Origin of the sequence: Streptomyces sp. HUAS ZL42, from assembly GCF_040782645.1 — a bacterium.
GTDB lineage: Bacteria > Actinomycetota > Actinomycetes > Streptomycetales > Streptomycetaceae > Streptomyces.
The window spans coordinates 9284634-9298858 of record NZ_CP160403.1 but is presented as its reverse complement, the minus strand read 5'-3'; the positions used below and the strand labels follow the sequence as shown (position 1 = coordinate 9298858).

Here is a 14225-nt window from a genome sequence, read left to right as displayed (position 1 = left end):
GCGGGCTGCTCCTGACGTGCAACGGATGAGATGGTGCGAGCGCTGTGCGGCGCGTGCAGCAGTTCTACCAACAGGCACTGACACGGGCGGCGGTGGGGCGGCGTCCGAGGGCCGTTGTCAGTGGCGGCTCGTAGTGTCGATCCCGACGCCGGGGCGCTGTGCACCGGTTCGGGAGGGGAGAGCCATGTACCGGCAGGGAGACGTGCTGATCGTGCCCGTCACGGAGGAGGCCGTGCCGGCCCACGTGGCGCACACGCCGAGGGAACCGCGCGACGCAAGGGGACGCATGGTGCTCGCGCTGGGCGAGGTCACCGGGCACGCCCATGCGGTGGTCGGTCCGGGCGAACTGGTGCGTGAGCCGGGGCCGTTCGGTCCGCTGCTGATGCATCTGCCCCAGGGCGGGCGGGTGGTGCACGAGGAACACGCGGCGATCACGCTGCCCAAGGGGTGGTTCCGTGTGATCCGGCAGCGGGAGTACGTCCCCGGTTCCGTGCGGATCGTGGCGGACTGAGGTGCGTGACGGTCCGGCAGAAGCACGGACGGACGAAGGGGCGGGGTTGACGCAGGTGATGGAGGCGAGTGTGACGACTGACGAGGTCCAGCGGTGGCGTGAGTGGGCCGCCGCGGCAGTTCCGGCGGACCGGTCCGTGGCGGAGGCGGGCGTCCGGCTGGCGTACCGTCGGGCCGGGCTGGAGGAACCGGAACGCGTGGTGTGGGTGGATTCCCCGCGCGAGGCCGTGACGCTGATACGGAAGTCGACGGATCTGGGCCGGAGCGTTCGTGAGAGTGTGCGCAGCGCCCCCTGGGCGTCCGAACGCCTTCGACTGCACGGGGAGTTGGGCGCGGCGGGCTGGTCGGCGCGCTGGTCGGCGACCGGCGGGCGTCTGTGGGACACGACGCGGGCGCTGGTCGACAGGATCCAGCAGGGCGTATTCGACGAGCTCGCGGTCGGCGACCCGAGCGCCACAACGGAGATACGGCTGATACTGCTGGACGCCGTGCTCGGGCAGCACGACGCACCCTGGCTCGCCGCCCTCGACACAAACCGGGCCCCGCTCGACGGGCTGGCGCAGGTCTGCCGCAGTGCGGGCTGGTGGTGGCCGTTCGAGAAGGTCGCCGTGGTGTGCGAACGCCCGGTCGCCCTGCACCGCGACGAGGCCGGCCGGCTCGACCGCGGAGACGGCCCGGCGCTGGCCTTCCCCGACGGTTTCGCCCTGTACGCCTGGCGTGGCATGCCGGTACCGGCCGCCTTCCTGGAGGAGCTGCGCACACTGACGCCGGAGCGGATCCGCGCCGAGGAGAACGCCGAGCTGCGACGCGTCATGCTCGAGTACCACGGCTACGACCGCTATCTCGCCGACTCCGGGGCCCGGCCCGTCCACCGGGACGAGACCGGCACTCTGTGGCGCATCGACCTCGCCGGGGACGAGGCGGTGGTGATGGTGGAGGTCCTCAACTCCACACCGGAACCGGACGGCACACACCGCACGTACTGGCTCCGCGTGCCACCGACGACACGGGAGGCCAGGGAGGGAGTGGCCTGGACGTTCGGGCTGGGGGCGGAGGTGTACGCGCCGCTTCGGGAGACGTGAACGGCTACTCGGCAGGCAGGGCCTCGCGCAGCGACTTGGCGGTGACGGCCGGGTCGTAGTCCTGGGGAACGCCTTCGACGAGGATGATGTCGCCCGCGATGTGCCGGGAGCGCAGCGGTGCGATCTCCTGGTAGGCGGGTGAGTCCCACCAGGCCCGGGCCTCGGTGATCCCGGGGAAGCCGATGACCACGACGTGCCCGGGCCAGCTGCCCTCCTTCACCTCGTGCTGCGTGGCGTGCACCAGGAATCGGCCGCCGTGCGGTTCGAAGGTGGCGGCGATGCGCTCGATGTACTCGGCGATCTCCGGGTGCGGAGCGGCCTCCTGCAGATGGGCTATGGCGTAGGCGGGCATGGCGTCCTTCCGGTCGGACGGGGCTGCTTACGCCCACGATCGTGGCAGGCGGGCGTTCCGGGGTCGATGACCTCGGAGGTAAGCGGCGGTGGCCCTGTCGGACGGCACTCCTCGCGGTGACCGGGGCTTGCTCTCCACGGCACAGTGAACATATGAAGACCAACGACAGGAACACTCTGGCCAGGGGGCGCGTGGCGACCCGGCTTCCCGCGCAGGACCTGGACCGGGCGCGGCGGTTCTACTCCGAGCGGCTCGGCCTGGAGCCCGTCGACGAACGGCCCGGTGGGCTGCTGTACCGGTGCGGAGGCGTGGAGTTCGCACTGTTCCGGTCGACGGGAGCGTCTCCCGGCACCTTCACCCAGATGGCGTGGGAGGTCGACGACATCGAGGCGGTCGTGTCGGAGCTCAGGCAGCGCGGCGTGGTGTTCGAAGAGGTCGACGTGCCCGGGTTCCGGACGAAGGACGGGATCGCCGGGATCGACGGGAACTACCCGAGCAAAGGCGCACGGGGAGAACGCGGTGCCTGGTTCCGGGACAGCGAGGGGAACATGCTGGGCATCGGCGAGCCGGTCGTCTGAATCGAGTCACCCGTGCCCGCAGAGGGCGTCAGTCATCGCTTGCGGTGTTCTCTCTCGGCAGGAACGTCCGGCGTACCCAAAGGCCCAGCAGTACCGTCCCGCCGACCAGCAGCGGTACCGGATCAAGAGCGAGAGGAGCCAACACGTATCCCAGCGCGGTGACCGTGAAGACGGTCAGGGGGACGAACGCCGCGGCACCCTCTATGCCCAGTCGCAGCGCCGGCCGTCCGGCGTGCAGGATGCTTGCCCCGCCGGGCACCCAGGGGCCGACAGCGATCACCAGCAGCCCCGCGGTGTCGAGGGCGTCGGCCAGTTGGGAAGGCGTCACCTCGGGCGTACCGGGGCCGACCCCCCACAGTCGCAGCGTGTCGCCGATCAGCGCGAGGATCAGCCCGACGACCGCTACCCACACAGTGGCCCGCTGGTCGCCCCGTACGAGACGGCGCAGGGCGAACAGAAAGCTGAGGAACACCACTTCCGCGGTCCACAGGACGCCCACCATTCCCGTCGCCGGCCCCCAGCCGTCGCCCGGCCCCCGCAGCAGTACCCATCCCGTCATGTACACGGACCCGGCCGTGACGACCCCGTCGAGCACCCGCCGCAGCCACATGTGCCGACCCGTGCCGGCGTCGGCCGCGACCACCAGGCCGGCCATCCCCAGGCCGACCGCCACCGTCACCGCGGGGGCCACCACCGAACTGAGCAGTAGCCGGGGGGCCGTTCCCTCCGAGGGAGGGCGCGCCGACAACACGTTGACAGCCGCACGGTACAGACCGCCCGCCGCCGCGGACCCCGCCAACAGCAGCAGCCGCGTCCGCACCCGTCCACTCGTCCCCGACGCGCGCAGCACGAGGGAAACCGTCAACGCCCAGCAGCCGACGGTCGGTCCGAAGCCCGCCATCCGCGCCGCCCGGTTCTCGGCCGCCCACCACTCGGTGGCGATCAGCGCCGTTCCCACGAGACATGCCACACCGGCCGCGCCCCAGACCCCCAGGCCGGTCCGACGGCAGCGGCTCGCCCGGACACTGAGCACGTCCGGCGACTTCGACAACCCCAACATGCAGGTGCGCCTTTCAGCCGGCGCCCGCCCACGGGACCTCCCCTGCGACCGCCGGATCCATTCGCAGACGGTAGGGGACTCACCACCGGCGCCGAACACAAATGTCGGGTGATTCACTCGTACGGGGAGTGCGCCTCCAAGCCCTCGCCCGACAACGCTCAAGTCGCGCCGGAAGCCGCGAGATCCGCGCCGGAGACTCTGTGGAGCGTGTCCGAAGCGTGCCGTACGAAGTCCACGACCTGCTCGGTGGCACTGTGGTCCGGCGCATCCGGGCGGTCCGCGACGGACGACCGCCACCACCGCAGTACGGCCTGTTCCACCTTCGGCAGTGCCCGCTGCCCGGTGACCGCGCACCCGATGCCCACCGCCACGCCCGCCCAGCCGACAGGCCCGAGAGGTGTGCAGCCCAGGAGGTGGCTGACGACGGGCGTCTGCACGACGGCGACGAGCGCCACGGCGGACCCGAGGACCGTGACCCGGACCAGCGGGCTGTCCCGGCGGTCGGCCAGGGTCTGGGCGAGCTGGGTGCCGACCAGCGCGCACAGCGCCATGGTGGTGGAGCGACGGGCCGTGCCCGGCGTGAGGCAGCCGATCAGCCAGGCCGTGGCCGCCCCCAGGCAGGTGGTCAGCGCGCGATGGCGGATCTGCCGGATCAACGGCTCGCCGAGGAGCGACGTGGCGATTCGCCTGTCCGGTGCGCCGGCGCCGTCGCCCGCCTCCTCCTGCCCCGCGGGGTGGGGCGTGACCGCCACCGCCGCCGCCGGGAACAGGTCCGTGAACAGGTTCACCAGCAGCATCTGGCGGGTGGAGAGCGGCGCCCTGCCCGACAGCAGACTGCCGAGGATGCCGAAGCCGATCTCGCCCGCGTTGCCGCCGATCAGGATGGCGATGGCGTCGGCGGCGCCGTGCCACAGGGTGCGGCCCTCGGCCACCGCGTCGGTCAGCACGGACAGGTCGTCGTAGGTGAGGACGAGGTCGGCGGCGTTGCGCGCCGCCGCGGAACCGCGGGCGCTGATGCCGACGCCGATGTCGGCGGCGCGGATGGCCGCGGCGTCGTTGGCGCCGTCACCCACCATGCCGACCACCCGGCCCGCATCCCGCAGCGCCTCGACGACCTGCAGCTTCTGCTCGGGCGCGACCCGCGCGACGACGTCCGCGTCCCGCAGCATCCGGGCCCGCGCCGACCGGTCCGCGGCGGCCAGCTCGTCGCCGGTGACCACGGCCGTGTCCTGCGGCCAGCCCAGGTCGAGGGCGATCGCCCGGGCGGTCTGGGGGTGGTCGCCGGTGAGCATGACCGGTCGTACGCCCATCTGCCGCAGGCCCTGGACGAGGGCCGGGGAGGTCTCCCGCGCGACGTCCGACAGGGCCAGCAGACCGGTGAACCGGAGCCCGTGGAGGGCCTGGTCGAGAGCGTCCGCGGCGTCTTCTTCCGCGCCCAGCGGCCGGTGCCCAACAGCCAGGACGCGCAGTCCGGCGCCGGTCAGTTCATGGGCCGCGTCGGAGGCCCCGGACGGCATGTCGGCGCAGGCGGGCAGGACGGTCTCCGGGGCGCCCTTGACCACGAGCACCCGGGTGCCTTCCGCGGCGCGACCGACGGCGGCGGCATAGCCGCGGCCGGCTTCGAACGGGCGGCCGTCCTCCTGTACCCAGTGCGGGTCCGATCCAGCCGCCTCCAGCACCGCCTCGTCGGTGGCGTGGGCCGGCCTGCCGTTCCCGTCGCCGTTCAGGCGGGGGCAGGCCCGGGCGGCTAGGCGTACCGGCTCGGCGGTCTCCGGGCGGTCCGCCGTACGGACCGTGCCGTGGGCGTCGGCCACTCGGACCAGGCGCAGCCGGTTCTCGGTGAGGGTGCCGGTCTTGTCGAAGCAGAGGGTGTCCATACGGCCCAGCGCCTCCAGCGTGCGCGGGGTGCGGACCAGGACGCCCCGTTGGCTGAGCCGTCGGGCGGCGGCGAGCTGGGCCACCGTCGCCACGAGCGGCAGTCCCTCGGGCACGGCGGCGACGGCCACCGCGACTCCGCCGCTGACCGCCTGGCGGATCGGTGTGCCGCGCAGCAGTGACAGTCCTGTCACCGCGGCCCCGCCCGCGAGGGTCAACGGCAGTGCTCTGCGGGTGAGTTCATGGAGCCTGGCCTGCACCCCGGCGGCCGGGGGCGTGCGGGCGGCGAGGTGGACCGCGCGGGCGGCCTCGGTGCGGTCGCCCGTGTCCACCACGATGGCCTGGGCGTTTCCGGCCACCACGGTCGTCCCCTCGAAGAGCATGCAGCGGCGGTCGGCGACGGGTGCGCGCGGGGTGCGGTCGGTCCGTTTGTCCACCGGCAGGGACTCACCGGTCAGCGCGGACTCGTCCACCTCCAGGCCGTCCTCCCACAGCAGCCGGGCGTCGGCGGGTACGACGTCGTCCGACTTGAGTTCGATGATGTCGCCGGGATCCAGTTCGGCGGCGTCCACGGTGCGCGCCGTGTCCGGCGGGGCCGTTTCGTCGTGGTCAGGGGGCTGCTCGTCCCCGCGCGTGACGCGGGCCTTGCGCTTCTGCTGGGCGAGCAGCCCGGACAGCGCCCGCTCGGCCCGCAGCCGCTGCACGCCGCCGATCAGGGCGTTCAGGTCGAGCGCGCCGACGACCAGCAGGGCGTCCACGGCGGATCCGAGGATCGCCGACGCGGCCGAGCCGACCGCCAGGACGGGGGTGAAGGGGTCGTCGAATTCGCTGCGCACCGCTCTGGCGAGCTGTACCGACCACTGTGCCGGGCCGAGGGCGGGTCCGAGCACCGGATGTTGCAGGGCGGCGTCCGCCGCGGTCTGCACCCGGGCGGTCGCCCGCTCGGCGACACCGGACTCCGATGCCGCCCGGCGTTCGAGCCGTTCCCGGACCTCCGCCGGTTCCAGCGCGTGCCACGCGACGCGCGAGCGGGGGCGCGGAGGGCGGGCGGTGGCCACGCCGAGGGCGGCCCGTACACCGGTCAGCAGGGCGGCGGCCGCGGCGGCGTCGACAGGTGCGTGCCGCAGGCCGGGCAGCGGCGAGCGGGAGGAGCGCCGGGCCTCGCCGACGGCCACCAGAAGTCCGGACAGTGCGGCTCCGGACCGGGCCAGCGTCCGCGATCGGCGGCCCACGCCACGCGCGGCCGGGATCGCGGTCAGCAGCCGCCACACGTCGGTCAGGCCGTGCGGGGCCAGTACGTCCGCGCCCCATGCCACGGTCCCGCCGTGGTCGGTGAGGACGATGGCCACGTCGCCGCCGAGCAGGCCGGCGAGTACGTCGGTCTCGTCGGCCGAGCCGGGCCGGGCGACCGTGACGACGGTGCGGTCCGTGTCACCGGCGCGCACCTTGTCCACCACCTCGTCCCAGGGCCGGTCGCCGTCGACGACCTGGTCGGCGAGCGCGGCGAGGTCGGCCAGGGCCGGATCGCCGCCCAGCACCACACGCAGCCCGGCCTGCCGCGCCGCGTCCAGGACGGCCTCGCCCCACGAGTCCGCGCCGGAGTCCGGGGTGCGCAGCGCACTGGGGTGAAGGACGAGGGTGTCGGCCGTCTCCAGCCGACGCAGCCGGCCCGTCTCGCGCACCAGCACGCCCTGCCTGGCCAGGGCGCCGCTGAGGGCTGCGTGGAAGGCGGCGGGCCCGTAACGGGCCGCCTTGGGCGATCCCGCGAGGACCGCTTCGGCCGCCTCGCTGATGTCGTGCTTGACCAGTTCGGTGACCACGGCGCCGAACACGCTGCCGACGGAGGAGTGGGCGGCGTACTCCTGCGAGGGCACCACGTGCAGCGGTGGGCGCGGGTGGCGGTCGGCGGGCACACCGGTGCGTTCGGGCCCGCACAACCGGTCGTGCGCGGCATCGAACGCGACCGCCCGCGCCACCCGCTCCGTCAGCTGGCAGCCGCGCAGCGCGCCGTCGAGCACGAGGGCCGTCGGGGAGTGGTCGGCCGTGTGGACGACCGCGTTGGCGGCGGCGAGCGCCAGGTCCATCCCGTAAGGGCCCAGGCGGTCCGTCAGCCAGGCCCGGAACCGCGGGTTCTCGCGCAGCAGTGTCACCGCCGCGGTGACCGTCCGGGATGTGGGCGGCAACCGCACCGCGGAGACGGTGAAGGCGACGACGGTGCCCAGGACGTCGGCCGCCAGCGCCGCCGCGGCGGTGCGTACGGCGGCCGGGTCGCCGGGATGGGCGAACTCCTCCGCCGGGTCCTCCACGGGTACCAGGCCGTGCTGTTCCGCGAGGGTGGTGGCCCGCTCCACGACCCCGTCGGTGGTCGCGTCCTCGGCCGCGACGACCACCAGCCGTGCCAGTCCGCCGTCCCAGTAGGCCAGTGCGACGTCCGGGTGTTCTGCCAGTGTGACGGCGACCTTCCGGGCCGCTCGTACCGCGTCACGGGCCTCACCCTCCCACCGTGCGCGAGCGGCTTCGGACGGGCGCAGCGCGAGGTGCACACGCGGGCCCGACCGCCACTGACCGGTGCGGCCCGGCAGCGTGTTCCGCACCACGCGCGTCACACGGAACGCGGTGTCGGCACCGCGCACACCGGCCCGCGCCGTCCCCGCGGCCGCCCCGGCAACCAGGCCCACCGCGGGGGCGGCTCCGCGGGCCAGCAGCCGGGGTCCTGCCAGGACGAGTCCCGCGGCGGTCGAGGGACGTATCACTGCTCCGAGCCGCATCGCGCCTCCTCAGCCTTTGCCGCGCCGCGTGCTCGTACCGCTGCTGCTCGAGGCGGACTTGCGCGCACCTGACTTGGTGCGCTTCCCGCCCGCGGAGCCGGTGCTCTTCGCAGTGCGCGCAGGCTGCTGCCCGTGTCCGTTCTCGGGCCGGGGCTGGGTGAGCCAGGCCACCGCCGCTCCGGTGAGGGCGACGGGCCACTCCACGACACCCGCGACACCGAGGATCCCGGCGCCCGTGTACACCGCCAGCCGCCGCCCGCGTGGGGACACGGAACCGACCGCGTTCAGCGCGCTCTCGCCCGCCCTGCCGACCGCGCCGGCACCGGGCACCCTGCTCAACGCGGACGCCGCGGTCCGCAGTGGCTCGGGAAGGTCTGACGCCTTCTGCTCAGCCATGATTCTTCTCGCCTCCCTGGTCGCGTCCTGCACCACCGGGTTCCCTCGATCGGGTTCCATCACGTGGGCAGACACGAAATACGGAGGAAAAAGCGACCAGTTCCGCAGCCGCCTTCGTCGACGGGGGCCTGCGCTCAGACGGTGTCGGGGCCTGCGCTCAGACGGTGTCGCGTCCCGCCGCGACCCGTCCCATCGTCAGCGCCAGCCGCCGCACCCTGTGCCAGTCCATCGGCGGCGCGCTGTGCGGCACGCCGGGCCGGCGCCGCGGGACACGCACGCGCAGGGCTCCGGCCGCGAGCCGACAGCGCACCGGAGTGGGCAGCAGCAAGGCCTCGCCGTCGACGCCGACCGGGATTTCGCGAGCGTCGGCGTCCACGACCACTTCGCGGGCGGTGACGGCGGTCAGTCCGCGGCCCTGTCGGCCGCGCAGGAGCAGCTGCGTCGCTTGGGCTGCGCTGCCGACCTCGACGCCCAGTACGCCCAGGTCGCCCGAGTCCAGTCGCTCCCGGCGCCCCAGCCCCGCCGAGTCACCCGGCCGATAGGGATTGTTACTCACGAGTACGGCCTGGGGTGCATCCAGAGTCAGCGCACCGGTGCGGACGCTGAGCCGCGCTCCGCTCTGATGCGTCAGCAGATCCGGCAGCATCTCCAGAATGGTGCGGGCCTTGTCGTCGCGGTAGGCGGGACTTTGCACCACCGCGGCGTACACGCCGAACGAGGCGTTGTTGACGAAGACGCGCCCCGCACTCGGGTCCGCGGACCTTCCCGCATGGAGGTAGCCGAGGTCGATGCGCAGTTCGACGCCGTCGGTCAGCGCCTCCAGACACGTGGACGGGTCCTGCCGGTCCAGGCCCAGATCCATGGCGAAGTGGTTGCGGGTGCCGGCACTGATCACCATGAACGGGACGTCGTGCTCTGCGGCCACACCTGCGACCAGAGCCTGCGTACCGTCACCGCCCGCCACGCCGAGCAGGTCGGCACCTCTCCGGACGGCCCGGTGCGCCAGCTCGGCCACATCCTGCCGATGCGCCGGATCCAGCACGACGACCTCGGCGCCCAGGGCCCTGGCTCTCTCGACCAGCTGGAACTTCTCGACCTTTCCGCCACCGGAGCGCGGATTCATGATCAGGAAAGGATGCTCGGCCCGGTTGACGGATCGCTCCGGCATGCCGGGCGAGGTGTCTTCGACAAGTGCGGCCCTGCCTGCGGAGACGGCCAGCGCCCACAGACCGAGCGAAACCAGCACGACCCACAGCAGGTCGGCGATCGCATACAGCACCAGGACGGTCAGCGGCGCGGCGACCACCAGCAGTACGGCCAGCACCCTGATCCAGCCTGTGTGCGTGAGCATCCACCACACGCCGGCCACCGTGAGGGCAAGCCCGCCCACTCCCACCCCGACAAGGACGACGCTTCCGAACCCGGCGGAGATCACCAGCACCAGAAGCGCCGCTGTACCTGCCCCCAGAGCCAGCCGCGCAGTCCAGCGCCTGCTCATGGGACAACCTCCCGACGTGGACGTCCGCAGGCATCCACTTCAGCCTACGGGCGGTCACACCGCGCGGCATGTCCACCGTGCACGGCTGACGACCCTGGGAGGAATCACATGCTCTTCAGTTTGAAGTAACGGCGTGCCTCCGGCAGTTCGGTCAGGGCGATCATGAACAGAACGGTGCTGACGACTCCGACCGCGGCCCTTACGACACTGGCGGGGATGAAGATGCCTTCCTTCATGGCGGGGTTCACCTCCTCTCGGCGGCGTCGGCGAGGATTTCGGCAACCAAGGACTCGACGAACGGCACCGAGCGCTCGACGGCCTCGCGTACCGGTTCGCTGAGGCCGACGACCACGTCCACTTCGTCGCCGTTCATGCGGACCTCGGGCTCGCAGCCGACGACGAGTACCCGGGGCAGGTCCCCGTCGCCCAGTTGCCCGGCCAGAGCGAGGACCTTGACGGGATCCATGGAGTGGGCCTCGGGAGCAGCCCCGGCGGGCAGCGCGGCAAGATCCGGCTCGATGACACTCAGGGTGCCGGGCGGCTGCCCGTGCGGGGTGGCGTCCAGCAGGACGACGGTGGCATAGCCGTCCAGCATGCGGTACGCGAGGTCCATGCCGCGGATGCCGAAGTCGGCGACGTGGACGCCGGCGGGCAACGGGCGGCGGGCGAGGACCGCGGCGGCCTCGGGCCCGAACCCGTCATCGGCCATGAAGATGTTGCCGACGCCCGCGACGAGCACGCGGTGGGGCGGCGGGTCGCCGTCGGTTCCGGCGAGCGGTTCCAGTTCGTCGGGGGCGAAGAAGAACCGGTGGCCGATCTGGCTCGCGGCACCCAGGTCACGTCCCGGGTCTCCCTCCAGGACGACGGCTACGTGCAGCTGCCCCTCGAAGTCCTCCTCCACGGCGGCGACTTCGGCGATCCGCCCCGCCAGGGCCAGGTCCATGATGTCCGCCCGCCGGGACGGCCGCAGCCGCACCCGCGTGCCGGGACGGCAGGAGGCGACGTTCACTGTGCCTCCCCGGCCGCTGTGCGGAACTCGCGGATGGTGCCGTGCAGGGCCATCAGGTCGTCGGTGCCGAGCCCCGCGCACCGGTCGAGGATCTCGCGGGCCCGCGGGTCGCTCGCCCTCGCCTCGGCCCGTTCCTCGTCGGTCATGCTCAGCACGCTCAGCACGAGCAACTGGTCGATCTCGGTTCCGTCGAAGAGGTCGCCCGGGCTTTCGGGCGCGACGCGCGGGAAGTCGTACAGCGTGACCGGCGAGGAGAGCACGGTGTGCCCCCGCCCGTCGCCCGCGTCGCTGCCGACGAGTACCGGCCAGGTGCCCTCGTTGCGGCAGGCCGCCGCGGGGTCGCGCAACGCCAGGGGCGGGTCCAGGAGGGAGACGAAGCGGCCGCTGTCGCTGTGCAGCACGGTGTGCGTGGAGACGAAGGCGTACGGCGCAGCCGCCTCCCTCGCGTGCCGGGTGCCGGGTTGCGGCACCGGGCAGGGCGTGCTGTTCGCGATCCGCACGGTCAGCCGGCGTACGCCGTCCGCGACCGGCTCGGCCGCCACTTCGACCCTGCCGGTGAGCTGCCGCCAGCTGCGGACGAGGCAGGCGGCCGCGCCTGGCAGCTCCTCGGTGGCGGTGCCCTCGGGCACGGCGACGGCCGCGGTGCGGTGGACGCCGGTCAGGACGACCTCGCGTTCGGTCACCTCCTGCCAGCTGACATAACGCTCCCCCGCCACCGTCAGCTCGTCGACTCGGCGCCCGTCCTGCATCACCGTGCGGTCCACCACCTGAAGGAAGCGGACCCGGACCGTGAGGTCGTCCGGGGGTCCCTCGTGGAGCACTTGGGTGGTCATGGTCGCCGGTTCGCCGAGCGCGTCGGCGCAGACGGCGGGGAAGACTCCGCCGAAGGTCCAGCGTTTGGTGTTCTTCAGCGCGGATCTGCGGTAGGGCCACAGGAGGTAGCCCTCGTACAGGCAGGTCCGGGTGATCTTCTCGACATCCGCTAGGTCCGGAGGATCCGAGAGATCCGAGTGGTCGGTGAGGGTCATGTGGTGGAGGTCCCCGAGTGTGGTTGGGCGGCGCTGTCGAGCAGGACGCGCACGGCGTCGTCGGGACTGACGAGGACGTGCCGGGCACGGTAGGCGTCGAGGCGGTCGAAGGTCTCGCGGGAGAGCCGCAGCCAGGGGCTGCCCGCGTGGTGGCGGTCGGTCAGGGAGTGCCAGAGGGCGGCGGGCAGGGCGTATCGGGTGTTGCCGTCGGACCAGGAGATGCGGGAGGCGGCGAGTCCGGGTCCGCCGGGGGCACGGTGGAATACGGTGCCGCTGAACAGGAAGTCCAGCGGCACGTCGCCGTCGTCGCCGACCGCGCGCAGGTACTTGGTGACGGCCAGCTCGGTGTCGTAGGAGCACTCGACGGGGATCTGCACCGTGGTGCGGTCGTCGAAGGCCGGTACGTGGACGGTCGTGCGGGTCCAGGTGAGCGGGCGCATGCTGGTCGCCCACTGCTCGGGCGTCCCGAACAGCTCACCGAGCGCCTCCTGGGCCCGAGGGTCGTAGCGGCGGCGGGCCACGTCGATGCGGACGACGGCGGTCAGGGCGACCGAGCCGACGGGCAGGCCGGCGGTCCTGGCGATCTCCAGGCCGAAGCGGAGGGTGGGCACAGCCGTGAAGCGCTCCTCCTCCGCTCCGGTGACGGCGAACGCCAGGACCGGAGCCGCCGGGGCCGGCGGAGCGGACAACGGGGGCGCCGTCATGCGGGCGACAGATTCGGCATGTCCCGGTCGACCGGGTTGCGGTGCCTGGCGTTGATGCCGGTGGAGCGCCGGGCCGTGGAGCGGTCGTTGCGGCGGTGCCCCGGCTGACGCTTGTAGAAGCCCCGATGGTTGCCGCGCCGGACACCCGCGACGTGCGCGGGCCTGTCGGGCTCTACGTCGGGTTTGCCTACGGTGATGCCCATGACGCCTCCTGTGTGGTGAAGGTGGTGGGTTCGGCCAGTGCTCGGAAGAAGTCCTCGACCCGCTGCCACACCTCAGGGCCGCCGTCCAGTCCCTTCCAGTGTGCGCGCACGACGGCGACCAGGCGGTAGCAGTCGTCGAGCGGGGCGAGCCAGTGCTCGCTCGCCCCACGCGCGCGGTTCACCAGCAGGGCCTGTACGTCGGGGACGAGCGCCGGCAGGTCGGGATGGCATGCCTCGACCTGCCGCCAGCTGTCCGGGGGAACCGCGGCACGCAGCGGGCCGAGTGGACTCGGGTACGCCGCCGTGACCTCCCCGGTCTCGCCAGAACGGGTGAAGAAGGCGAGGGAGACGGGGACGCCGAGGCCGGCCCACACGGCGTCGTCGATGCGACAGCCGTCGAGCCGCCGCCGCTCCTGCGGCAGCAGGCGGTAGCCCCCGGCCGAGCCCGCGTCGTGGTCGAAGAGCACCGCGCAGGCGCGGCACGCGCAGGAGACGGTGCCGGTGGCGGGCTGGAGCACATGACGGTGCGCGCACCCGGGCGGGAGTGGCTGTGCGCACAGGTCGCACCGCTGCTCAGGGTCGTCCCGGGTCTCGGCGCGGGCCGCCTGCCGCGCCACACGACGCAGCCCGCTCATCCGCAGGCACCTCCCGCGACCGGGGCGCGGTCACGGAACAGCGAGTCGACGGGGATCAGCGCTTCGGCCGGGCCCGCGCTCTCCACCCGGACGTCCTCGATCTCCGGCGCACATGCGGCCACGGCGTCCCGTACCGCCTGCTCGGCCCCGGCCGACCCGCAACCACCGCCGCGGATCCGGACGCGAACCGCCGTGCCGGACATCTCCAGCACTTCGGGGGGTTCGGGCAGCGCGGCGAGGGCCTGCCGGACCCGTGTCCCGACCGGGTGCGGGTGCAGGTCGTGCACCAGCAGCAGATGCCCGACCAGGTCGTCGGCGGCCAACCGGTCCAGCACGTCCGGGTGTTCGGCCAGCTGGGCGGTGATCCGTCCCAGGCACTGGCCGTACAGCCCGACGAGTGTCTCGACGGTCTGTGCGGCCCGAGCCGCGGCGAGACCGTCCGGCAGGGCGTCCAGCCCGGACAGCTGTTCCTCGGCCAGTGCCACCCGTCGGCGGGCGTATGCGTCGTCCCAGGGTTCGAAGGGCAT

Annotated in this window: 14 protein-coding genes and 1 pseudogene; 3 read left to right on the top strand and 12 right to left on the bottom strand. The window is 73.1% G+C overall.

All coding sequences use genetic code 11. The features are described 5' to 3' along the window. Positions 1 to 184: 184 nt before the first annotated feature. Both ABZO29_RS42505 and ABZO29_RS42500 read left to right on the top strand, forming a co-directional pair. A complete protein-coding gene (locus ABZO29_RS42505) occupies positions 185 to 511 on the top strand; it encodes a hypothetical protein (protein ID WP_367325546.1) in 327 nt (108 codons plus the stop codon). 58 nt (positions 512 to 569) lie between these two features. Further along, the gene (locus tag ABZO29_RS42500; RefSeq protein ID WP_367326395.1) at positions 570 to 1592 is read left to right on the top strand and encodes a DUF6745 domain-containing protein; all 1023 of its coding nucleotides are present in this window, start codon (positions 570 to 572) and stop codon (positions 1590 to 1592) included. A 4-nt stretch (positions 1593 to 1596) separates the two neighbouring features. Here ABZO29_RS42500 and ABZO29_RS42495 read toward each other — a convergent pair whose 3' ends face one another. Continuing rightward, on the bottom strand, positions 1597 to 1944 hold the full coding sequence (locus tag ABZO29_RS42495; RefSeq protein ID WP_367325545.1) for a DUF1330 domain-containing protein: 348 nt from the start codon (positions 1942 to 1944) through the stop codon (positions 1597 to 1599). Between the two features lie 152 nt (positions 1945 to 2096). Here ABZO29_RS42495 and ABZO29_RS42490 point away from each other — a divergent pair, with 152 nt between their 5' ends. Next, the gene (locus ABZO29_RS42490) at positions 2097 to 2522 is read left to right on the top strand and encodes a VOC family protein (RefSeq protein ID WP_367325544.1); all 426 of its coding nucleotides are present in this window, start codon (positions 2097 to 2099) and stop codon (positions 2520 to 2522) included. A gap of 28 nt (positions 2523 to 2550) precedes the next feature. Here ABZO29_RS42490 and ABZO29_RS42485 read toward each other — a convergent pair whose 3' ends face one another. The 11 genes and pseudogenes from ABZO29_RS42485 to ABZO29_RS42435 all read right to left on the bottom strand — a co-directional run bounded on the left by ABZO29_RS42485 (position 2551) and on the right by ABZO29_RS42435 (position 14225). After that, positions 2551 to 3582 carry a hypothetical protein gene (locus ABZO29_RS42485; RefSeq protein ID WP_367325543.1) on the bottom strand — a complete coding sequence of 344 codons (1032 nt, stop codon included), beginning with the start codon at positions 3580 to 3582 and terminating at the stop codon, positions 2551 to 2553. 158 nt (positions 3583 to 3740) lie between these two features. After that, positions 3741 to 8225 (bottom strand): HAD-IC family P-type ATPase, encoded by a 4485-nt coding sequence (locus ABZO29_RS42480; protein WP_367325542.1) that lies wholly within the window; start codon positions 8223 to 8225, stop codon positions 3741 to 3743. Between the two features lie 144 nt (positions 8226 to 8369). Next, positions 8370 to 8621: pseudogene (locus ABZO29_RS42475) on the bottom strand (hypothetical protein); the annotation flags it as partial. A gap of 157 nt (positions 8622 to 8778) precedes the next feature. Then, positions 8779 to 10119: a diacylglycerol kinase family protein gene (locus ABZO29_RS42470; RefSeq protein WP_367325541.1), complete on the bottom strand. Its 1341-nt coding sequence runs from the start codon at positions 10117 to 10119 to the stop codon at positions 8779 to 8781. Between the two features lie 104 nt (positions 10120 to 10223). Continuing rightward, entirely contained in the window at positions 10224 to 10355 is a 132-nt protein-coding gene (locus ABZO29_RS42465) for a hypothetical protein (protein ID WP_367325540.1), read from the bottom strand. A gap of 8 nt (positions 10356 to 10363) precedes the next feature. Further along, positions 10364 to 11128 (bottom strand): hydrogenase maturation protease, encoded by a 765-nt coding sequence (locus tag ABZO29_RS42460; RefSeq protein ID WP_367325539.1) that lies wholly within the window; start codon positions 11126 to 11128, stop codon positions 10364 to 10366. Next, positions 11125 to 12156, bottom strand: a complete 1032-nt coding sequence (locus tag ABZO29_RS42455; protein ID WP_367325538.1) for a hypothetical protein — start codon at positions 12154 to 12156, stop codon at positions 11125 to 11127. The genes ABZO29_RS42460 and ABZO29_RS42455 overlap by 4 nt, the downstream gene beginning before the upstream one ends. Then, complete coding sequence (locus ABZO29_RS42450) at positions 12153 to 12860, bottom strand: DUF6084 family protein (RefSeq protein ID WP_367325537.1); 708 nt, start codon at positions 12858 to 12860, stop codon at positions 12153 to 12155. Before ABZO29_RS42450 ends, ABZO29_RS42455 begins: the two co-directional genes overlap by 4 nt. After that, positions 12857 to 13063 (bottom strand): hypothetical protein, encoded by a 207-nt coding sequence (locus tag ABZO29_RS42445; RefSeq protein ID WP_367325536.1) that lies wholly within the window; start codon positions 13061 to 13063, stop codon positions 12857 to 12859. The genes ABZO29_RS42450 and ABZO29_RS42445 overlap by 4 nt, the downstream gene beginning before the upstream one ends. Continuing rightward, positions 13048 to 13698: a DUF5947 family protein gene (locus ABZO29_RS42440; protein ID WP_367325535.1), complete on the bottom strand. Its 651-nt coding sequence runs from the start codon at positions 13696 to 13698 to the stop codon at positions 13048 to 13050. Before ABZO29_RS42440 ends, ABZO29_RS42445 begins: the two co-directional genes overlap by 16 nt. Further along, on the bottom strand, positions 13695 to 14225 hold the full coding sequence (locus ABZO29_RS42435; protein ID WP_367325534.1) for a NifU family protein: 531 nt from the start codon (positions 14223 to 14225) through the stop codon (positions 13695 to 13697). The genes ABZO29_RS42440 and ABZO29_RS42435 overlap by 4 nt, the downstream gene beginning before the upstream one ends.